The sequence below is a fragment of the Sediminibacillus albus genome (genome assembly GCF_900101125.1).
Lineage (GTDB): Bacteria > Bacillota > Bacilli > Bacillales > Amphibacillaceae > Sediminibacillus > Sediminibacillus albus.
The window spans coordinates 161661-184002 of record NZ_FNFL01000003.1 but is presented as its reverse complement, the minus strand read 5'-3'; the positions used below and the strand labels follow the sequence as shown (position 1 = coordinate 184002).

Sequence of the window (22342 nt, the reverse complement as noted above, 5' to 3'; positions counted from 1 at the left end):
CCTTTTTTCTTAGTCATAAAAAGCAATAGAATACGGAACACTAAGTGGGGAAAAGGAGGTCGTGCTATGCATACGATGTGGAAAGGAACGATTAGTTTTGGGCTTGTCAATATTCCAGTTAAACTTCACGCAGCAACAGAGAATAAAGATGTGAAACTGCGCCAGCTTCATAAAGAATGCCAGTCCCCGATTAAGTATCAAAAAGTTTGCCCGGTTTGCGAACGGGAGGTAGAGTCAGAAGAAATTGTTAAAGCATTTGAGTATGCCAAGAATAAATTTGTTGTCTTAACGGACGAAGAAATGGCCGAGCTTCAGGAAGAACAGACCGACAAAGCTGTCGAAATTGTCGATTTTGTCAGTTTGCAGGAAATCGATCCGATTTATTTTGAGAAAAGTTACTACTTGTCACCCAATGAGGGAGGAAGCAAAGCATATACCTTGTTGAGACAGGCTCTGAAGGATAGTGAAAAAATCGGTGTCGCCAAAATGATTATTCGGTCTAAAGAACAGCTTGCAGCCATTAGAGTGTACGAGAACACGCTTGTAGTTGAGACCATTCATTATCCGGATGAGGTAAGAGATGTAAAAGAAGTTCCCAATGTTCCGGAGGATGTTAAAACCGACCAAAAAGAATTAGATACTGCCAAAATGCTGATTGACCAGCTGACCGCGGAATTTGATCCAGAAAAATATAAAGATAACTACCGAACAGCACTGCTTGACTTAATTGATGAAAAGAAAAACAATGATGAAACAGCAACTGCCACAGACAAGCAAGTCCCTGACAATGTCACCAATTTGATGGAAGCTTTGGAAGCATCATTAGACAGGGCCAAAAAAGACAAACCAGCACCAAAAAAGAAGACAACAACGAAAAAGAAAATGAAAAAGAATGCGTAAGGGATCTTCCCTCGCTGCTTTACTACCCAAAACGTAGTGAAGTGGCGGGGGATTTTTGATTATGACAATTGGTTTAAGGAAGATGACAGTTCCATAACAACCTCTTTAAAAGAAAGTGTCTTTTGCGAAAGTCTTATAAAAACGGGTAATAGTAAAGGACTAATCATTATGTTTAACTAAGGGGAATGAGAGCGATGCAAAGAGAATCATTTTTTGATAATGCCAAATTCCTGCTGATTTTTTTAGTTGTATTTGGCCATTTAATTCAACCATTAAAAACAGACTCAGCAGCTGTAAATGTTATTTATCATTGGATATATATTTTTCATATGCCAGCCTTTATATTTCTTTCAGGATTTTTTGCCAAAGGGTCAGGAAGTAAAGGCTATATTGTCAAGCTTTCCAAAAAACTGCTGCTCCCTTATATGATCTTTCAGGTGTTTTATACGGTTTATTACTTTTTTATCGGGAAAGGAGACTGGATGACCGCTCCCTTTTACCCGCATTGGTCATTGTGGTTTTTATTTAGCTTGTTTTGTTGGCACTTACTGCTCCATCTGTTCAGCAAGCTGTCACCGGTAAAGGGAATATCAGCAGCTGTAATGACAGGATTACTTGTTGGATACTTTGATACGATCGGTCATTCGTTCAGCTTGTCCAGAACATTCGTATTCTTTCCGTTCTTTTTACTTGGTTACTGGATAACCAAAGAAAAAGTAATGCAGCTGCGGACTCACTTAGTAAAGGGTGTGGGATTGCTAATAATGGTTTCGGCAGCCGTCATTATCAGCTTTTATCCTGATTTCTCGACGGATTGGCTGTTAGGGTCCAAGTCTTATACCGCAATGGGGGCCCCAGTATTTGGCGGGGTATTCCGCTTGCTTGTTTATCTATCAGCACTGTTAATGTCCGTCAGTGTTCTTGCCTGGATTCCAAGGGTTTCAGGGATTTGGACAGAATTCGGTAAACGGACATTGTATGTTTATCTTTTGCATGGATTTTTCATTCAATATTTACGCCAGCAGGAATTGCTTTTTTACAACCATCCGATTGATATTATCGGATTCGCAGCAATTGCCTTAGGGATTGTACTTCTGCTTTCAAATAAAACGATGTTAGGGTTATGGCAGCCATTTATCGAAGGAAATGCTTCTATAATGAAGGAAAAGTTCTTTTCTAATAGAAATAAGTCATAGAGGTATCTTTTTGTCTGCATGGGTAAAAGGTGGTTTAAAACTAAAAGCTGGAGATGATATCAATGAGAATATCTGTATTTGGAGCCGACGGTTATCTAGGTACTTCCATTTATCACTTACTGAAACAGGAAGAGAGTAACAAGGTCAGCGGTACTTGTTTCCGTGAACCACGGGAAACAGAAGGAATGGAACATGTGGATATTAATCAGCCAGAAGCATTTTCACTTTTTTATAAAAAGCATCAGCCTGACATAGTGATTTGGGCATTGATGGACATGGAAAATGAGGAATTACTAGTAGCTCAAGGATTGACGCATGTAATCACGCATTTAACGACCCAGACAAAATTCATTTATCTATCCAGCCATGACATTTTTTCTGAGGGCGAGGGTCCTTATAATGAAGACGATCATCCCAAAAAGCTTCCAGAAGATAATCCGAAAGCGGCTTATACAAATGCCAAGATTAAAGCGGAACGGATCATTCAAAAACAGTTAAATGATTATATCATTCTAAGGACCGGACCGCTATATGGCAAAAACCGGGCAGGCGAGCTTGATAAGCGAAGCTTGCTGCTGGAAGAAAGCCTGGCAAAGGGAGAACCGATAGAGAAGTCAGATGATTTAATAAGAACTTTCACCCATATAGACGACATTACGACTGCGATTGCTGAATTAACGAAGGCTAACCTTACTGGAATCTTCCACGCAGGGCCGCAGCAGCATGTCAGCTACCAGTCATTTTACCGGAAAAGGGCGATGGAGCTGGGATATGATCCAGGTATGGTTAAAGCCCAGCCGGAGAAAGCATTACCCTCAGATATTCCTATGGATACGTCATTAGATTCAACACAGCTTTCCGGCTTGATAAACACAACCTTCCGCAGCTTGTGATTAGGAGGATAACACGGAGGCTCAATTGGTATAATACCGCGGCTGTAAACAGGCGGCGGGTGGCAATATGAATGCTAAAGAGAATAAGTGATTAATGAATGTTACCGAGTATAAAACCAAGTGCTTTATACTCGGTTTTATAACTAAAGTCCTCTATTTTAACCTGATTTTATCACTGATATAATATATTTAATATTCAGCCAATAGGGAGGAGCAGGTATGAAAAAAATTGTGCCATTCCTTCTAATCCTTTTAGTTATCCTTCTTACATATGCTTTCCTCGATAGAAATGAGACCGTTTTATTTGGCGATGTAATGGAAAATGGGCAAATTACGGAAATACTTATTAATAACGAATCAACTGATAAAATCGTTAAGATAACCAATGTTAAATTAATTGATAAAATAATGAAAGAAAGCTCTAAAATGAAGGTGAAGAAGACAGATAATTACCCTGAAGAGATTCAATACTCCTTAATCTTGAAAAGAGAAGACTATAAGAAGACTTCCATATTATTAGGGAATAACAAGTTGGATATTTCGGGAAGCGCAGAAGAAGAAGGCATTTATGCAATTGAAGGGAGAAATCACCTCCTTGAAATCATAAAAAATGAAGTCTTAAATTGGATGAGTCCAGTAAATTAAGAGGTGAGACCCCACAGAGCGCTAGCTCGAGGAGGCTCACCAGCCGCCCGCGGAAAGCGTAGTGTATTTCCGCAACGCAGTATCAGCGCTTATCCGATCCTATGAAGAAATTATCTACTGTTACCCGCCATTTATATCACTTGCCTTATCAATCGAATCTTGATGATTGCTTTTTTACAACTTCATATTTTATTATCGTTTGTTTTTAGGTGGTCTTGAGATATTACTTCCATATCAAGTGCGTGGCCAAATAAATCTGTATGGTCCGCAAGAATCACCCTGAACAAAAACAAAGTCCCAGCCGTATAGTCCGGCTGGGACTTGTAATAGCTAAAAATCGAAAATTTGTTTATGTCGCTTCAGTTAGATTGCTGTCAATCGTCTTAAAATATCAAATGTGCAATAAGAACAATGATTGGCAAGGTGATCAGGGTACGTTCAAGGAATATAATCACCAGCTCATAAAATTTGACAGGAACTTTGGAGCCTAATAGCAAGCCCCCGACTTCCGACATATATATTAACTGAGTGACGGATAGTGCAGCAATGACAAAACGGGTCATTTCGCTTTCAATGGAGCTCCCGATAATGGCAGGTAGGAACATATCTGCAAACCCGACAAGAATCGTCTGTGATGCTTCTGTGGCGTTCGGTAGCTGCATTAACTCCAATAAAGGGATGAATGGTACACCGAGCCACTGGAAGACTGGCGTATTTTCCGCCAAAATTAAAGCAATTAACCCAAAAGCCATCACTACCGGAGCTACACCCATCCACATATCGAGCGTGTTTTGAGCCCCTTGTTTGAAAAATTTAATGACACTAGTTTCTTGCCGGCCGCGGGCGACTGCCTGGCGGTAGCCCCAGGAAAAAACATTATGTTCTTCCGGAATGCTTTCATCCTTGACTTCATCGTTATTATCGACATACGTATCTGCTTTTCGCGACAACGGCGGAATTCGCGGCATGATTAAAGCAGCAATGAATCCGGCTAATAGCACGGTACCATAGAACGGCACAAACATATCCATTAAACCGACTTCTGAGATGACGACCAAAGTGAATGTGATTGAAACAATAGAAAAAGTCGTTCCGATTACAGCTGCTTCCCGCTTTGTATAATAACCTTCCTCATATTGCTTGCTTGTCAGCAAGACCCCGATAGTCCCATCCCCGAGCCAGGATGCCAGGGAATCGATAGAGGCCCGGCCCGGCAGTTTGAACAGCGGGCGCATTACTTTCGAAAGAATGGTTCCGAATAATTCTAAAAGTCCATAATTCAATAATAATGGCAGAAATAAACCTGCGAACAAAAACACACTGAACAAGACATGAAGCAAGTCACCTAAGATGAAGCCCCCTGTATCAGCAGAATAAATCGCTTCATGGCCTAATTCAAAAAGTACCATGATGGCAAAAGCCATAGCAGCCAGCCGCGTAATCAGCCAAAACCAGCTGACATACAACAGCTGCTGAAAAAAGGGATAACGTTCAAGGGCTTCCCTTCCTGCCAATTTAACAATCAAGCTGGCAATTGCTGTTATGGAAATAATAATTGCCATTATCGCTGACAGCTGGCCAGCCAGCAGTTCCTGAAGCCAGCCGGATAATATGGCGATAGGAATAGTTACCTGATCCCCAATTGATACGGGGATCATAAAAAGAAATATCCCAATTAACGATGGAATGATAAATTTAAGATGATCTGTCAATGCAAATTTTTTCTTCTCCATAGGGTCCTCCTGCCCAACGAAAGGATAAAGCACCTTTCCTTTGATAAGTATAAAGATAGTATAAGAATAGTATAAAAATACAACATTCATAATTTTAATGCATAATCTTTAATTAGCCAACCCTTTTGTTACATTTTTTCTGCAGTTATCCTAATTTAACTTGGCATATCTATTCAATATGCGGTCTACTGAACTGCCATAAGCTTCCCCAAAAATATTCAAGTGTACTAGCAAATAATAAAGCTGGTATAACGGTTTTATATCTTGATAATAGTACGGCAGCGGTGAAATCTCCTGATATGCATGGTAAAAATCATTCGGAAAGCCGCCAAACAGTTCTGTAAATGCTAATTCGAAGGCTCTGTCCCCGTAAAACACGGAAGGATCAATCAGGTATGGTTCTCCGTCAGGACCTGCCAGCCAATTACCGCCCCATAAATCGCCATGGAGCAGAGAAGCCGGGACTTCACCGTTAAACCAGCTGTCAATGGAGTTAAGCAAACTTTCCATCTGCTTCCTCCTGATCACAGGCATTCGCCCTTTCGCTGCGGCTGTTTCAAACTGAGGAAGCAGCCGTTGATCCCGGTAGTAGGTAATCCAGTTGTCAAAAAATCCATTAGGCTGTGGAAGTGTTCCAATAAAGGTGTCTTCTTCAAATCCGTGTCTGTTGTTGTGATTGCTGTGCATAAAAGCGAGGTTTCTGCCTAACCTTTCTATGGTAGTTTCCGTTACTTTGCCGTTTATCCATTCCATAATAATGAGCCCTTTTTCCGCGCCTGATGGTTCATCGTAGTAAAGCACTTCTGGTACAGCGATTGCTTGAGTATCCCTGATAATATCCAAGCCTCGTGCTTCCGCTTTGAAAAAATGGCTGGGGATGTCCTGGTTGCCTTTGATAAAATACTGCCTGTTTTTCGATTCCACATAAAAGGCTTGGTTGATGTCTCCTCCAGCTGTCTGTCTGAGCCTGTCAATGGCTGAAGTGTCCCCGATGGCCTCTAATCTGTCTTTAATTACTTGTTCCACATTATCCTCCCTTTGTTATATTTCATACTTACCAGTCATAATGAAAAGCTGCTCCTCTATTATCTTATATCCCAAATCGGCATTTTATTAACCTGGTTAGGTTATAAATGTCTATCGCGGAACTCCCGCGGCGTCATCCCTTCGTATAATTTGAATTGAGCGGAAAAGTAGCTTTGATTGCAAAATTTAAACAGTAAAGCAATTTCTGATATGGAGCTTGTGGTATGTAATAAGTAATACTTGGCTTCTTCGATTCTTTTTCTGTTTATATATTTAACGATGGAAAGGCCGACTTCTTTCTTAAATAGGTGAGATAAGTAGCTTGGATGGACAAAGCAATGGGCACTGATCGTATGCAGGTTTAAATCTTGAAGGATGTGGTATTGGATATAAGTGATCGCCCGGTTGACAATCTTTCCATATGGCATTTTTTCTTCCGCTTTGATTGTTTGAATGAAATGAGACAACATTACATATTCCAGGTTATCAAGCGCCTGCTGGTTGTCCAGCCGTTCGATCTCCATGATGTAGGCATCGCTGAGGGTAAAAGCTAATTCAGGATGGACGCCGCCTTTGATCATCGCCCTGGTAAATAAAGTACAGGAACATATTAATGAATTCTTTATTGATCTAACTGGAGAAGCGGCAAGCTTAGGTCGTTGATCCCGATTAATGCTTTCTATAATTCTTATTGCTTTATCTGCATCCCCTTTGGCGATAGCTGCAAGCAGTTGACTCTCTAAAAGAAAGGACGGGTGGTAATACTCATTGTGGCTGTTTTCCAGCTTCATTGTAAGGTAGTTGGCTACGACAGGATTCTTGGTCTGATTGTCCATAGGGATTCTCCATTCTATCTAAAATTTTATTAAGAATGTAAAAAATTTAATATAATTTGTAAGCGTTATCGTTATACAATCAATTATAGTTAAATATATAAAATTAACAAGGAGGTCAATCTCATGAAAAAATTGCTTTCATTAATATTTGTAATAGCTTTACTTGGTGTACTGGCTGCCTGCGGCGGTGATAACGAAACTAGTCAGGATAACACAGGAGAAAATACTGAAGAGACAAGTGGTTCAGGTTCAGATGATGGTTCATCCGGTGACGATAGCAACGGAGAAGCCACCACCGTAACTTTTGCTGCACAAAGTGATGATACCCCTGCGACTAAAGCAGCAATTGAAGCATTTAATAATAGCCAGGACAAATATAAGGTAGAGTGGACGCAGATGACTAACGACTCTGCTCAAATGCACGATCAGCTGCTCACCTCTTTATCTAGCGAGGCAGGCGAATATGACGTGCTTTCCCTCGATGTTGTATGGGCCGGGGAGTTTGCAGGTGCAGGCTATCTAGAGCCGATTGATATGATGATGGATGAGGCCGGCCTAAATGCAGAAGAATTTAATGCTGGCTCAATGACTTCAGGCAACTACAAGGGGAAACAATATACCCTTCCATACTTTCCTGATGTAGGATTGCTGTTTTTCCGCAGTGATATTGTGTCTGATGAAGACGCTGAAAAATTGATTTCCGGTGATTATACTTACGAACAGCTTGGAAAGATGGCAGAAACTTATTCATCTGAGAATGATATAAGCAACGGGTTTGTATATCAGTCCAAACAGTACGAAGGATTGACGGTCAATGCCAATGAATTTACCAATCAGTTTGAAGATACTGAAGCGGGCTTGAAAACAATGTATAACTTTACTACAGCTGACTGGACACCAGAAGACATTTTGAACTATACAGAAGGTGAAGCATCCACAGCCTTTGAAAATGGCAACGCTGTATTCGAACGTAATTGGCCTTATATTTACGGGCGCTTGAAAAACCCGGAAGAAAGCGGAGCAACTGTTGATGTGGAAAATGTCCAGGCTGCTCCTCTGCCAAATGGCGGATCTGTCGGCGGCTGGTTGTTAGGCATCAATGCCAATTCTGAAGCGAAAGAAGGGGCTTGGGCGTTTATCGAGTTCTTATCTGGACCAGAGGGACAAAAAATTCTTTCAACAGAAGGCAGCTATTTGCCTGGCTACAACCCGCTTTTAGAGAATCAGGAGGTATTAGACTCTAACGATCTATTGACGATGGAAGGATTCCAAAACGCTCTCCAAAGTACGATTGCCCGTCCGGTTTCTGCCGATTATTCCGAAATATCCAATGAAATCCAAGTGGCAGTCCATAAATATTTAAGCTCAGGGGAAGGATTGGATAATGCTGTCCAGACGATTGAGGATGTGACAAGCGAAGAGTAATGAGTAATTCCCATCCTGATTAAGGGCTCTTTCTAAAAGGGCCCTTTTTTCCACTTTATACGGCAATCGGACTATACATGTGCCTGGTAATAATCAAAGTGTGTACTTTTAAATCATTCAATCTGGCAAGGTAAACCTAGCTCAGTACCAAATTTGTACATGTAAATGACAGGAATGGTTAAAAGTATTTAATTTAGGTATTGGAAGGGGACACAGCCTTATGAGAAAAATGGGTATTCGCGAGTTTTTATTCATTGTTCCTATATTATTATTGATCGGTATCTTCTCTTTATGGCCCGTTCTCCAGTCCTTCACTTATAGTTTCTTCGATTTTCAACTAAATGACCGGACAAAATCCGGTTTATATCTAAACGAGAGATTCAATGTTGATCTCTATAATGAAACCTCTCTTTATATTGATAGGTTTATCTCTCAGGATATGGAAACTATATCGGACGAGGAGGATAAAGAAAGTGCCCAGGAAGTCATCGACCAATTAGCTAATTTGAACGAAGAATTCAGTAATGAAGAGGGCGTCATTACGATTAGCGGCGAGCAAAAGGAACAAGTCGAGTCCGTTTATAAAAATGCTGATGAGACTGTCCAAAACTTGGCGGACGAGTACGAGCTCCAGCAGGAAGAGAATTTGCCGCTGCTGGTTGATGACATTAAGAATAGCATGATCGAATCCAACTTTATTGGTTTGCAAGGGTATAAGCGTGCATTGCAGGACCATTTTGTACTTGACGCCTTATGGCATACCTTGGTATTTACATTTGCCAGTGTATCCCTTGAATTGGTCTTAGGTTTGGGAATGGCGGTGATTATGAACCAGGGGATCCGCGGCAAAGGCTTTATCAGGACAGCTTCACTTATCCCATGGGCGATTCCGACAGCGGTTGCTGCCTTAATGTGGAGTTATCTTTATGACGGCAGTGCCGGCGTAGTGGCTGAGATATTTGCCAACATCGGTATATTGGATCGACCGACTGATTTACTGCAAACAGGGGCAGGAGCCATGACAGCAGCAATTCTTGCCGATGTCTGGAAGACAACCCCCTATATGGCGATTTTACTGTTGGCAGGTTTGCAAAATATCCCAAACTCTTTATATGAAGCTTCCTCCATCGATGGAGCAAACAAGGTGCAGGATTTCTTTAAAATAACGCTGCCTTTGTTAAAGCCATCTATCCTGGTAGCACTCTTGTTCCGCACGCTTGATGCGTTCCGGGTTTTTGACTTGATATACGTATTGACTGGAGGCGGCCCGGGCGGTTCGACAGAGACTCTATCGGTTTATTCCTATAAAGTAATGTTCGGGCAAACGAATTTTGGTTATGGATCAGTGGTCGTAATGATCATGTTTATTTGTGTAGCAATCATTTCTACCATTTACGTCAAGTTCCTTGGGACCAATATCATGGATAGAAATTAAAGGAGGGGAAGCATGATGGCGAACAATACAGAAGCCAATAAAAAAGGGTTCAGCTGGCCGTTTTGGGGAATGTTATCTATATATTTGCTGGTAGTAATCTTTCCATTCTTCTGGATACTGATCACCTCCTTTAAACAAACAGGTGACATTTATGGAAACAATCCGTTTAACATTATTCCGGAAAACCCGACGCTGCAGCATTATGCCGACGTTATTTTTGAAAAAGGGATTTTCACTGCTATTTGGAATAGCCTGGTCGTTTCGGGAGTTACCACTATTTATATTGTTTTGGTCGCTACCTTTGCTGCTTACGCCATCTCCCGGTTTGACTTTCGCGGCAAAAATATATTACTCGGTATCGTGCTTGCGGTTTCCATGTTTCCGCAAATGATTGTAATCGGACCGATTTATAACTTGTTTATTGATCTTGGCTGGACGAACAGCTATTGGATTACTCTCCCGTATTCTTCGATCACATTACCGATGGCTGTCTGGATATTAGTGACCCATTTCAATCAAATACCTTTAGCCTTGGAAGAGTCCGCACGGATTGATGGAGCGTCAGCTTTTCAAACCTTGTACAAAATTGTCTTTCCTTTGGCGGCCCCCGGCGTTTTCACTGTCGCTATTATTACATTTATCACCGCGTGGAATGAGTTTGTGCTCGCTATTACGATCAATTCCAATTCGGAATACCATACGGTGCCAGTGGCGATTTCTTTTTTAAGAACGCAATTCGAAATCCTGTGGGGACAGGTTGCTGCAGCGACCACTCTTGTAACGATACCGACGCTATTAATCGTTTTATTATTCCAGCGTCAAATCGTCAATGGTTTGACCCAGGGCGGGGTAAAAGAGTAATTTTATGGCAGTCTGCTGAAGTAGGAAGTTTGTAACAGACTAGTATTTATTATATGTTGGTTCAAAGAAGAGAGTTTTCCAACATTAATTTTCAAAGGAGTAATAGGCATATGACATGGAAGATCGAGAGCCACTCATTAAGAGATACCGACCTCCTAAACGAAGAAAGCCTATTCTTTTTGGGTAATGGATATCTCGGAGTGAGAGGGAGTTTTGAAGAAGGATACGGTCCTTCTTTTGAATCAATCAGAGGAACATATATTAACGCTTTTCACGATACAATCAATATTTCCTATGGGGAAAAGCTGTACGGATTTCCGTCTACTCAGCAAAAGATGTTGAATGTTATTGATGCACAAACCATTGATATTTATATCGGAAACGACAAAGAAAAATTCGCTATTACTGAAGGCGAAATACTGGATTACAGTCGGACCTTGCATCTTGATAAAGGGTATTCAGAGCGACATATCCACTGGTTATCGCCGAGCGGGAAGGAAGTTAAGGTGACATTCAAGCGGATGGTCTCCTTTATTCACCGCGAGCTGTTTATTAGTAAAGTGACGATTGATCCAATCAATTTCGATGACAAGGTTACTATTGTTTCTACAGTGGACGGCGATATATCCAATTATATCAGTATGGACGATCCGCGTCTGGCTGCAGGTCATTCCAAAAGCTTGAACGTCCAGGATATCGATGTCCACCATGAGACAGGGTTTATCATGAGCGAGACGGAAACATCCGGCTTACAGGTAGGCTGTCATACCAGCCATTTTTTACCGAATAACAGTGATATTGAGCCAGATATTGATCACGATTCGCAAAAAATATTCTTCAGCTATACTTTCGACAAAAAGAAGACCGATGCTGTGGAATTCATTAAGCAAAATATATATGTAGACACCTTAAGGCATGGCGACGATTTAAAGGAACGGGCGAAAAGTATTTATTATCGCCTGCATGATGTAGATTACGAGACTTTGCTGAAGTCTCAGGAAGACTATTTAAAGTTATTTTGGGAAAGAAGTGACGTTGAAATTGGCGGTGAGGCCAAGCTTCAGGAAGGAATACGGTTTAATTTATTCCATTTACTCCAGTCTTCCGGCCGGGATAAGTATAGTAACATTTCGGCAAAAGGACTATCCGGAGAAGGTTATGAAGGACATTATTTTTGGGATACAGAAATATACCTGTTTCCTGTTTTCTTAATGACAAATCCGGAACTTGCCAAGCAATTGTTGATTTATCGTTACTCTATTTTGGAGCATGCAAAGGACTGGGCGAAAACGCTGGGCCATAAACAAGGAGCCCTGTTCCCATGGCGGACGATTACCGGAGAAGAATGCTCGTCTTATTTTCCATCCGGTTCTGCCCAGTATCACATAAGCGCTGATATTGCCTACAGCTATATTCAGTATTACTTCGCTACGAACGATCAGCAATTCATGCTGGATTATGGAGCGGAATTATTGATTGAAACAGCCAGGCTTTGGTTGGATACCGGCCATTTCAGAAGGGACGGCAGCTTTGCCATTGATGAAGTGACAGGGCCTGACGAATATACCTGTCTCGTTAACAATAACTACTATACGAATGTTATGGCGAAGCACAATCTGCGGTGGGCTGCCAGAATAGCAGAAATGCTTCCCACATGGGATGCCCGGTTAGCTGAACAATTATTTGACCATATTTGCCTGGAGCCGGAGGAAATCAAAGAGTGGATAAAGGCAGCCGATAATATGTATTTACCATATGATGCCGAATTGGATATTAATCCTCAGGATGATTCGTTCCTTAATAAAAAAGTCTGGGATTTATCTAACACCCCAGATACAGAAAAACCATTGCTGCTGCATTACCATCCATTGACTTTATATCGGTATCAGGTTTGCAAGCAGGCGGATACAATTTTGGCGCATTTTCTGCTTGAAGATGAGCAGAAGCATGAAACACTTGTAAATTCATTCAATTATTATGAGCAAATTACTACCCATGACTCTTCGTTGTCATCCTGTGTATTTAGTATTATGGCGTCCAAGCTTGGCTATGGACAGAAAGCTTATGACTATTTTATAGAAACAGCCAGACTTGATTTGGATAATACAAAGGGCAACACGAAGGACGGACTTCATATGGCAAATATGGGCGGCACATGGATGGCCATCGTTTTTGGTTTTGCTGGCCTGCGCATTAAAGAAGACGGCCTGCATATGGCTCCGATCCTTCCGGAAGAATGGGATCGTTACTCCTTCCATGTACAGTACAACCATCAGGTTATTAAAGTGGATAGAGAGGTCAACAGGCTCGTCCTGCATCTATTAGATGGCCCGGACATACACTTATGTGTCCACGATGAGAAATACCAATTGCAAGCAGAGAAAGATTTGGTAATAGAACTATAGATCAATGATAAAGGTAATGTTAAAAACAAGACCAGCCCTGTTTTGGGAGGTCTTGTTTTTTATGATGGAGGTACACAGTTTTTATCTGGTTAACCTATGCTGTCATATGATTAGCGAACAATCCATTCGTTATCTCTTTTTGTTTTTCTTAGGCCCTTTGTCTTTTAATTCTACATTATATTCAAATGGGACAGAATCTAAACTTCCCTCAGGCGCAGCATACCATGTTGTCATGTAGTTTGTTCCTTTTTTGAATAGATTGCGCATATTCAAAGCATCTGTTTCCGTTATATTAAAAGGATCAACATGGTAAACTTTGTACTTTCCATGCTTATCTTCATTTACAAATGTAACGGAATAATTGACGTACTGTTCAAGCAGTTCTTCTTTAGACTGCAGGCCATCAAGGGAAGAACCGTCATAGCTTAATCCAATTTCAGGAACGGTGATATTATCGACAAACCAGCCTGTGTCATTGTATCCCCAGTCCGTTAAGTAGCGAAAAGAGATGTACACTTTTTCTCCGGCATACGCGGATAAATCAAAGCTTTCCTGCTCCCATTTGTCGGAATGACCAGTAAAACCAGGAACATTTTCTTTAATTTTTGGATAGCCTTCATCAACGACATCGGATCTCGTGTGTTCATTCTCCAGGCTGGTCCATGACTTTCCATCATCTGTAGAAACTTGGACAACGCCAAAATCCCATTGTTCTTCAATATCAAGGAAATGATCAAATTGGAGAGTTGCTTCCGTTACACCAGTTAGATCTGCTTCCATAATCAGGCTGTTATCTGCCTCATCCCCATTATTTCCCCAGAACACTTGATTATCTGAGCCTAATGGGTCGGCAATGGTTTGCCAAGGGCTTGGCAAAAAGTCGACACCGTCGAAGGAAATGCTCTCTATCTTACCGTCAAAGTCTAATAGCTTATAGTCGGCTCCCCAAGCAGGTACTCCGTCCTTTTCATATTGCTGGGCAGTCTCAAAGTTAACGGTGTTCCCTCTAACTTTCCCATCCTCCACTGGAATTTCGCGAAGATCAATAGATTCAAAGCCATAGACACCTTTTTTACCTTTAACTTTTTTCTGCTCATCAATCAACAAGGCAGTAACGAACTTTTCGAAGACACTTTGAAAATCTTCTTTTATGCCAAATGCCTGGTAGGCAGCATTATAGCTGTCTATCGAGTTAAGCGGACTTGTTGCTACCTCGCGGATAAATTCCTGGCCAAATTGTTCGTAGTTATACAAGGTAAATAAGTAGACAAGTCCATAATCGGCAATTGTTTCTGGGCCGGTTTCTGCACCGACATGTTCATCCCAGTTCACCAGAGAGTTTTCCGGGTGGTCCAGTAAGAAGTTAATTGAACCATAATCATGCCCATAACCGCCTAGATATTCAGAAAAAGTGGACATACCTTCATTTAACCATGAGGTTTCATCACTATCATTATCCGAATGTATCAAATGTTGTAACTCATGCATGGTAGTGGCGAAGAAAGTATTTTCCAGGCGTTCTTCCCAGTTGTTTGTATCGATGGTAATAATATTACGGTCAATGTAGTTCTCTAATGTGCTCCAGAAAAAACCGGCTACGAAAAACGGATATTCAGGATCGTAATAGTTATCATCCTTTATATTGTCTACCAGCATGATGACTTTATCGCTGCCATCTTCCGATTCATAATACCCTTCTGGAAGTCCAACCATTCCCGGCAGCGGCGAATGGCTGCCGTCGAGAGAATCAGGAGTTCCAAAGAATTCAGTTGTTTTTGGATAAATATTAGCATCAAATTCATTAGCGAGCTTGTCTACCTGTTCTTGGGTGACCACATGAGGTTCCCGTGAGTCGCCCTCCTCAAATCCTAAATCATTGGCGACCCAGATTTCCACGTTATCTCCGACGCTGCGCAGCGTGAATTCTTTAAACGCTAAATCACGATCAAGAAATAGCTTTGTCCCGCCGTCAAACGTGAAATCATCGTCGGCTTGTCCGCTGGCTGAGGATTCTTCTTCATCAAAGTTCACCTTAGCTGCTGATTTCTTAATTTGTTCTTTCGCTTCTTTTTGAAACTCCTCATCTTTCGACTTCTCGTTTAACTCAGCAGTTATATCCAGCTCATCCCCATAACGCTCAATGTTCCATTTTTCGCTTGAAGCTGCTTCTGCCTGATAAGAAGCAGAAGGTGCGAGCAAGGAAAATGATAATACACTAGTAGAAATAATGGCAGTCAGTTTTTTCTTCAAATAAAATACCCTCCCCGGAATTTTAAAATAATTGTGTACCTCCAACTCTAATTATAATGAATTATTCGTAAGATTATGAATAGTCAAATAGAAGGCTTTTAGCGACATAAACTGCGGTGGGGATAGGCGAATAGAACTGCATCGCAATTGATTTTGATAGGGAACGACAGTCCTTATAAGAAAAAGCTCGTTTTTTCTGCAGCTGTTAAGGGTAATGGAATACAACACATTGCATGGTTGAAGAGCAGAGAGAGCAGAGTGGATGGTGTTAATTTGAAATACAACTCTTTATACCGCATTTTTATTATCGTATTTATGACTTGTAAATTTTTATGGCAAATCTATTGGTTTCATTTTATACACCGTGTTTGGGACAGTGAAACAATTGCAAAATGGGAAAAATTATTGGCAAAGCAGGCCAGGGAATATAAAAAAAAATCGACCGAACTGGGCGGCTTGTTAATCAAATTCGGGCAATTTTTGAGTACAAGGGGAGACTTGCTTCCTGCCGCATTTATTAAGGAATTGCAAGGATTAACCGACAGCGTGAAGGCGATTCCCTTTAAATACTCTAAAAGCATAATGGAAGATGAATGGCACAACGAGCTGACTGCTAAGCTGTCAGACATAGAAACAAAGCCCGTAGCATCAGCCTCGATAGGTGAGGTCTATAAAGCGAGATTAACAAATGGAAAGCTAGTCGCAGTAAAAGTAAGAAGACATCGCGTAGAGGAAGTGTTCCATAAGGATTTCCGTGCGCTCCGCTTAGTGTTTTGGCTGTTGTCACGCTTTACCGTTTACGGGAAAAAGGCGGATTTAAAGCAATTATACAAAGAGATTGTATCTGTTATGAGCCAGGAATTGGACTTTGAACAGGAGCTCAAGTATGCCAAGTATTTTAACAACCGTTTTAGAGAATATGAAAATGTTTCGGTTCCCGTATATTATGAGGATCTCTGTACTCCGCGTGTGTTAGTCATGGAATGGGTAGAAGGCGCTAGAATTGATAACCTTGCCTTTTTGCAGGAGCATGGAATAGAGAGAAAGCAACTAGCAAAAACACTGTTTGATCTTTATGTAGATCAATTTATCAATCCAGGCATCTTTCATGCCGATCCCCATGTAGGTAACATTAAAGTGAAGGCTGATGGCTCTTTGGCTATCATCGATTTTGGGATGGCGGGAGAAATCAAACGAGAAGATACCAAGCAGCTGAGAAATATTGTGCAAGGTGTAATATTGGATGATTATGACCGGGTCATTCGAGCGCTTCTCGAAATGGATGTACTGTTAGAAAACTATGATACAGAGAAAATCAAAAAGGTATTGAAGAAAACCCTGAATATGTACCAGGAAGAAAGCAGCCATCATATGCGAGGAGAATTGCTTGAACAAATAATGGAGGATATTCAGGTTTTTATCAAAGAACAGCCGATTCAGCTGCCAGCTGACTATGCTTTCTTAGGACGGGCTGCTTCTATCCTGTTAGGGGTACTTCTTTCCATTTATCCTGAAATGGATATTGTTAAGTGGAGCCGGCCTATTGTAAAAAAATGGGCATCTGGAGAAAATGGCAAGGGTTCCATCTATACAGAGGTGCTGAAAGAGTCTGCCCGCCCGCTATTATCCTTGCCGAGAGAACTTGTCGACTGGTTAAACGACGGTGAAAAGGACAGAGAATGGGAAAAGAACAAACAAAGATACAAATTCATGCACCAGTATTACACTTTTTACGCTGTTATCAGTGTTTTCTTCATGACCATCGGTTCGGCTATTTTAGCTATCGGATGGTTTTGGCAAGCTGATTTTCTGCTCAAGCTGGGATTGGCCATTGGGGCATTATTTTTATTGATGTTGTTTGTTTTAGCAAGGAAGCACTATAAAATGATTCGCTCACTTAAAAATAATAGGAGGTTTTGGTCATGAATGACTTATTGAAAAAGGGGTTTTTACTAGGCTTGGGAGCTGCAGTCAGCGGTAGAGAAAAGTTACAAAAGAAATTGGATGAGTTGGTTGCCAATGATGAACTTACCGCCAAGCAGGCAAAAGAAATGCTGCGGCAGTTTGTAGAAAAGGGAGAAGCTAAGACGGCTGAGTGGACGGATCAGCAAAATAATCAAAAAAACAAGATGATTGATGATTTGGGCATCGCTACTAAACAAGAGTTAAAGGAGCTGGAATTAAGGATACAACGGCTCGAAAATGCCCATCTGGACAATGGAGATTAAAGATGGAAAGCTCCTCCTTCAGCCTGTATGCCACGGTGGAGGGGAGCCTCCCATTTTGCTTGTCATTTCATCTGGGCATGAAGCATTTCTACTGCCTGTTTAAGATGGGATTTGGTAATAATGCCTTTTTCCTTAAATAAGCCGAGTTCTCTGGAGCGAATACTCATCTCTGGCTTCATTCCAGTGAGGATCGGCGTGATGCCCAGCAGCTTAAGCAGGTCCAGCAGCTTGTATAGGTAACTGACAAACAAGTCATCCACCTTGAAAATCCCGGATAAATCGATGACAAGCCAGTCAATATTCAGTTGGCTCGCCCTGTGGACAGTTTCTTCTAAAAGCACCTCTGCTCTTCTTTCGTCGATTTCGCCGATAATTGGCAGTACAGCTACTGCGTCCATGATAGGTACTAAGGGAGTGGAAACTTTTAAATACTTTTCCTCGTAAGTACTAAGCTTGCGTTCTTCTTCTTCCTTCAATGTAATCCCTACACCGTGGACAATGTGGTTATACAGCTCATCAATCCTTGTCATTACTTCAATCACTTCATGGAAGCCAAAATCAGATGTACGTGCCTTTTTCTCGATGAATAACCACAGAACACGTTTATGAACACTCAATTTTGCTAATGAATCTGACAAACTGTTATCCCGATCTACCAAATAGGAACCTATTTTTTGCCCCCAGCGGATTGCTTCCTGATCCGCATGTTCACTCTCAGGCAGAAGGGATGAAAGGGTAGTAATCAACGCACTAATAAGTTTGTAGGAGAGGTGATGATCCTCTTCTGATAAATTTGTGTACGTTTCGGGGAATTTTTCAAGCAGGTTTTGCAATAACTCTTCAGCTAATTGAGGAACGTTTTCTTCAAGTTGGTTCTGGAAAAAAGCAAGCTTATGTATTTGTTCCATATTTTCACCTCTTCTTGTTGGAGTACCTGTGTTCATTATAAACATACCTTACTACTAAGTAAATTTTTTTCTATTAAAACAGTTTCTCCTATTGTTATGAAAAAGGAAGATATGTTTATAGGATTTCTGGATAGGTTAATAGGAAGTATGATTTCCATTCACATGGACAAAGGGCGTGTGGCCATGAAGAAAATTTTATTGTTATTCACCATGTTAATAGTGGGCGGATGCCAAATTAGAACTCTTGATCCGCACAGCCAAATGGCTGATGACCAGGCTTTTCTTATTTATTTCAGCTTTGCAATTATGACTGTCGTCATGTTAGTCGTGTTTAGTTTGCTGTTTCGTTTTACTTGGAAGTATAAAGAAACTGAAAAGAATAAAGAGGATGTTCCCGAGGAGATTAATGATAATAAGCGACTGGAAATTAGCTGGACATTGATTCCGGTTGTTTTATTAGCCATCCTGGCAGTTCCTACAGTTATGATTACCTATGAGATTTCTCCGCAGGCTACAGGCGATTCGACGAGCGCCAATAACAACGATTCAGCTAACCATGTCCACGTCACTGCCGAACGGTTTAATTGGACATTTGAATATGAAAATGGAAAACAATCTAAAGATCTAGTACTGCCGGTCGGTAAGTCTATCGTTCTTCACCTGCAATCGGCGGATGTTATTCATTCGTTCTGGGTACCGGAGCTGGGCGGCAAACAGGACGTTATCCCAGGTAAAGAAATATTATACGAGGTAACGCCAGGCAAGACGGGGAATTTTCTCGGAAAGTGCGCAGAATTCTGTGGGATGGACCATGCCCTTATGCGTTTTGATACAGAAATTGTTTCAGAAGAGAAATACAGACGATGGCTGCTCGATGAATGAAAATGCGAATTAAAGGGTGAACATGATGACATTTAACCTTTTAGACGAAGTATTATACATGCCAAGCGATGTGATTGCTGCTTGGGTATTGGCATTATTATTAGGGCCGGCCGTTTTGGTGTGGATAACCAGACAGAGGAAATGGCCAGTGCTCTGGGAATATGCCAGAACGACGAACCATCGAAAAGTAGGTACGATGTATCTCCTGTTCGGGTTGTTGTTTTTTCTTCGGGCGGGTACAGATGCCTTGATTATGCGGACACAGCTGGCAGTTCCCCAGAATGATTTTTGGGTATTCCAAGGGGAAAAATACAATGAAGTATTCTCGACCCATGGAACGATGATGATTTTCTTTGCTGCCATGCCGCTACTGATAGGACTTATGAATATTGCTGTACCTTTGCAAATAGGTGCCAGAGATTTGGCTTTTCCATTCCTGAATGCTGTCAGTTTTTGGCTGTTTCTTGCGGGAGGGTTGCTGTTCAATCTGGCTTTTTTTCTCGACAGCTCGCCGAACGCCGGCTGGACAGCTTACACTCCCCTGTCGACCGATACATACACACAGACAGCGGGCAATGATTATTACGTATTTGCACTGCAAATATCCGGTCTGGGTACTACCCTTACTGCTGTCAATATGATTGTGACTATTTTGCGCCACAGGGCTCCCGGCATGTCCCTGACCCGGATGCCGTTATTTGCATGGGCTACTTTGATTACTTCCTTTCTCATCCTTATCGCATTCCCAGTTTTGACCATCGCTTTGTTTTTGCTTATGTTCGACCGCCTGTTTGATACTTCCTTCTTCTCGGGAGAAATGGGTTCACCGGTATATTGGCAGCATTTGTTCTGGATATTTGGTCATCCGGAAGTGTATATTTTAGCTTTGCCGGCGTTCGGTATTTTCTCCGATATTATTTCCACCTTTTCCAGAAAAAAAGTGTTCGGATATATGGCCATGGTTATCTCTTTATGTTTAATTGGTTTTCTCGGCTTTATGGTATGGGCGCATCATATGTTTACTGTCGGGCTGGGACCGATGGCCAATACTTTTTTTGCAATCACTACCATGTTGATTGCTGTCCCTACCGGCATCAAAGTGTTTAACTGGTTGTTTACCATGCGTAATGGAATCGTTCGTTTTACGGTGCCTATGCTTTTTGCCATTGCATTTATACCGACCTTTGTCATGGGAGGGGTTACCGGTGTAATGCTCTCCGTGGCGGCTGCCGACATGCAGTTCCATGATACGCATTTTGTGGTCGCCCATTTTCACTACACGATTATCGGGTCAACGATTCTGGGTATCTTTGCCGGGATTTATTATTGGTATCCAAAAATCACCGGAAAAATCTTAAATCGCCGGTTAGGGCTTTGGCATGCTGGATTATTTGTAACCGGTTTTCATTTAACATTTTTCATTATGCATATCACCGGATTGAACGGGATGCCGCGCCGCACGTACACTTACGAATGGGGCGAAAACCTATTAGCCTTTAATCTGATTAGCACCATCGGCGCGTTCATGATGGGAGCCGGTGTCTTGTTTTTTGCTTGGAATATATACACAACACACAAATCAGGCGAAAAGGCATCTGCTGATCCTTGGCAGGGAAGATCCTTAGAATGGACAGTTGCTTCACCGTCACCAGAGCATCCGTTTGAAAAAGTGCCGATCGTTGATCAACGGGACGCTTTTTGGTATGCCAAGCAAAGTGGGCGGAAGCTGCAGGTTGAAAAGGACCCAAGGCCAGCTCCGATAGCGGTTTATACGATCCAGCCGGCGTTAATGTCAATGATATTGTTGGTGATGAGCATTGGTTTGATTTACAACTGGTGGTTGCTGGCTCTAATATGTGGAGGATTTTTGCTGTTAATGTTTTTGTGGAGGACTTGGAAGGATGAACGAAGGTCGCTGTATGAAAGGGAGGAGCCAGATGAGTAATCATGCTGATGCATTGTTTGCTGATAAACAAATCGGATTTTTCATTTATTTAATGGTGGAGGGGGTAATGTTCGGCACCCTGTTTGCTACTTATTTTGTGTTTACCCCGGCCGCGACAGGTCCAGCTCCGGGAGAAGTTTATGACACTCAGTCAGTCATTCTCGCTTCGGCATGCCTTTTAACGAGCAGCGGCACATTGATGATTGCTGAAAAGGGATTGGCTAACCACAATTGGCGGCGAATATGGACAGGGCTGGGTGTTACCTTTTTGTTAGGGACAGCCTTCCTGGTCATCGAGGTACAGGAATTTTATTTCTATGTTCAGGATGGATACACCCTCACTTCAAGCAACTTTTTATCGGCGTTTTTTGTGCTCGTGGGATTACATGCTTCCCATGTGTTGTTCGGATTGTTATGGATGGTGGTTTTGGCTTGTCAATCCTTTCGCAGCCTGCCGTATCAATTATTTAAGGAAAAGCACAAAATCTTCATCTACTATTGGCATTTTGTCGATTTAATTTGGATTTTAATCCTGGTCTTGGTGTACGCTCCTTTTTTATGGTAAAAGATAGGCAATAACTGGATTAATGAGCAAATCGATGCAGTTTTTCAGGAGATAAGGCACGAATCATGATAAATTTCAATACATTTTTTAAATTTTTCGATAATTATATTGAATAATTGCAGATTTGCCAGTACAATAGCTGTAATATAACAATTTTCGGACGGCTCCTGTGGGGGGGTGCCAACTTTTCGAGTTAGGGGGAACAACTC

At 41.6% G+C, this 22342-nt stretch carries 18 protein-coding genes; 13 read left to right on the top strand and 5 right to left on the bottom strand.

Annotation, left to right across the window (positions count from 1 at the left end; all coding sequences use genetic code 11):
* Positions 1 to 66: 66 nt before the first annotated feature.
* The 4 genes from ku to BLR93_RS09970 all read left to right on the top strand — a co-directional run bounded on the left by ku (position 67) and on the right by BLR93_RS09970 (position 3634).
* The gene (gene ku, locus BLR93_RS09985) at positions 67 to 900 is read left to right on the top strand and encodes a non-homologous end joining protein Ku (protein WP_093213867.1); all 834 of its coding nucleotides are present in this window, start codon (positions 67 to 69) and stop codon (positions 898 to 900) included.
* Between the two features lie 194 nt (positions 901 to 1094).
* Positions 1095 to 2096: an acyltransferase family protein gene (locus tag BLR93_RS09980; RefSeq protein ID WP_093213865.1), complete on the top strand. Its 1002-nt coding sequence runs from the start codon at positions 1095 to 1097 to the stop codon at positions 2094 to 2096.
* A gap of 62 nt (positions 2097 to 2158) precedes the next feature.
* The gene (locus BLR93_RS09975) at positions 2159 to 2989 is read left to right on the top strand and encodes a sugar nucleotide-binding protein (RefSeq protein WP_175559313.1); all 831 of its coding nucleotides are present in this window, start codon (positions 2159 to 2161) and stop codon (positions 2987 to 2989) included.
* Between the two features lie 219 nt (positions 2990 to 3208).
* Positions 3209 to 3634, top strand: coding sequence for a hypothetical protein (locus BLR93_RS09970; protein WP_093213860.1), 426 nt, complete (start codon positions 3209 to 3211; stop codon positions 3632 to 3634).
* 383 nt (positions 3635 to 4017) lie between these two features.
* Here BLR93_RS09970 and BLR93_RS09965 read toward each other — a convergent pair whose 3' ends face one another.
* The 3 genes from BLR93_RS09965 to BLR93_RS09955 all read right to left on the bottom strand — a co-directional run bounded on the left by BLR93_RS09965 (position 4018) and on the right by BLR93_RS09955 (position 7229).
* A complete protein-coding gene (locus BLR93_RS09965; protein WP_093213858.1) occupies positions 4018 to 5367 on the bottom strand; it encodes a YjiH family protein in 1350 nt (449 codons plus the stop codon).
* Positions 5368 to 5517: 150 nt separating this feature from the next.
* Complete coding sequence (locus BLR93_RS09960) at positions 5518 to 6393, bottom strand: fructosamine kinase family protein (RefSeq protein WP_093213855.1); 876 nt, start codon at positions 6391 to 6393, stop codon at positions 5518 to 5520.
* Positions 6394 to 6494: 101 nt separating this feature from the next.
* Positions 6495 to 7229 carry a helix-turn-helix domain-containing protein gene (locus BLR93_RS09955; RefSeq protein WP_093213852.1) on the bottom strand — a complete coding sequence of 245 codons (735 nt, stop codon included), beginning with the start codon at positions 7227 to 7229 and terminating at the stop codon, positions 6495 to 6497.
* A 123-nt stretch (positions 7230 to 7352) separates the two neighbouring features.
* Between BLR93_RS09955 and BLR93_RS09950 the strand changes: the two genes are divergently transcribed.
* From BLR93_RS09950 to BLR93_RS09935, 4 genes are all read left to right on the top strand, one after another.
* Complete coding sequence (locus BLR93_RS09950; RefSeq protein ID WP_093213850.1) at positions 7353 to 8654, top strand: extracellular solute-binding protein; 1302 nt, start codon at positions 7353 to 7355, stop codon at positions 8652 to 8654.
* 220 nt (positions 8655 to 8874) lie between these two features.
* Positions 8875 to 10089 (top strand): carbohydrate ABC transporter permease, encoded by a 1215-nt coding sequence (locus BLR93_RS09945; protein ID WP_093213847.1) that lies wholly within the window; start codon positions 8875 to 8877, stop codon positions 10087 to 10089.
* Between the two features lie 69 nt (positions 10090 to 10158).
* Positions 10159 to 10950, top strand: a complete 792-nt coding sequence (locus BLR93_RS09940) for a carbohydrate ABC transporter permease (RefSeq protein WP_425440940.1) — start codon at positions 10159 to 10161, stop codon at positions 10948 to 10950.
* 110 nt (positions 10951 to 11060) lie between these two features.
* On the top strand, positions 11061 to 13355 hold the full coding sequence (locus BLR93_RS09935; RefSeq protein WP_093213845.1) for a glycoside hydrolase family 65 protein: 2295 nt from the start codon (positions 11061 to 11063) through the stop codon (positions 13353 to 13355).
* A 129-nt stretch (positions 13356 to 13484) separates the two neighbouring features.
* Here BLR93_RS09935 and BLR93_RS09930 read toward each other — a convergent pair whose 3' ends face one another.
* The gene (locus BLR93_RS09930) at positions 13485 to 15605 is read right to left on the bottom strand and encodes a choice-of-anchor J domain-containing protein (protein ID WP_093213843.1); all 2121 of its coding nucleotides are present in this window, start codon (positions 15603 to 15605) and stop codon (positions 13485 to 13487) included.
* 273 nt (positions 15606 to 15878) lie between these two features.
* On the opposite strand from BLR93_RS09930, the gene BLR93_RS09925 reads away from it, so the two are divergent.
* Positions 15879 to 17531, top strand: coding sequence for an ABC1 kinase family protein (locus tag BLR93_RS09925; RefSeq protein WP_245690113.1), 1653 nt, complete (start codon positions 15879 to 15881; stop codon positions 17529 to 17531).
* The gene (locus BLR93_RS09920; RefSeq protein ID WP_093213840.1) at positions 17528 to 17833 is read left to right on the top strand and encodes a phasin family protein; all 306 of its coding nucleotides are present in this window, start codon (positions 17528 to 17530) and stop codon (positions 17831 to 17833) included. Before BLR93_RS09925 ends, BLR93_RS09920 begins: the two co-directional genes overlap by 4 nt.
* 62 nt (positions 17834 to 17895) lie before the next feature.
* On the opposite strand, the gene BLR93_RS09915 is transcribed toward BLR93_RS09920, so the two are convergent.
* The gene (locus tag BLR93_RS09915) at positions 17896 to 18741 is read right to left on the bottom strand and encodes an STAS domain-containing protein (RefSeq protein ID WP_093213838.1); all 846 of its coding nucleotides are present in this window, start codon (positions 18739 to 18741) and stop codon (positions 17896 to 17898) included.
* Positions 18742 to 18924: 183 nt separating this feature from the next.
* Between BLR93_RS09915 and coxB the strand changes: the two genes are divergently transcribed.
* Genes coxB through BLR93_RS09900 form a run of 3 tightly spaced genes read left to right on the top strand, consistent with a single transcriptional unit; the run spans position 18925 to position 22133 of the window.
* A complete protein-coding gene (gene coxB, locus BLR93_RS09910) occupies positions 18925 to 19623 on the top strand; it encodes a cytochrome c oxidase subunit II (protein WP_175559312.1) in 699 nt (232 codons plus the stop codon).
* A 25-nt stretch (positions 19624 to 19648) separates the two neighbouring features.
* Entirely contained in the window at positions 19649 to 21568 is a 1920-nt protein-coding gene (locus BLR93_RS09905) for a cytochrome c oxidase subunit I (RefSeq protein WP_093213833.1), read from the top strand.
* On the top strand, positions 21561 to 22133 hold the full coding sequence (locus BLR93_RS09900; protein WP_093213830.1) for a cytochrome c oxidase subunit 3: 573 nt from the start codon (positions 21561 to 21563) through the stop codon (positions 22131 to 22133). The genes BLR93_RS09905 and BLR93_RS09900 overlap by 8 nt, the downstream gene beginning before the upstream one ends.
* Positions 22134 to 22342 lie beyond the last annotated feature (209 nt).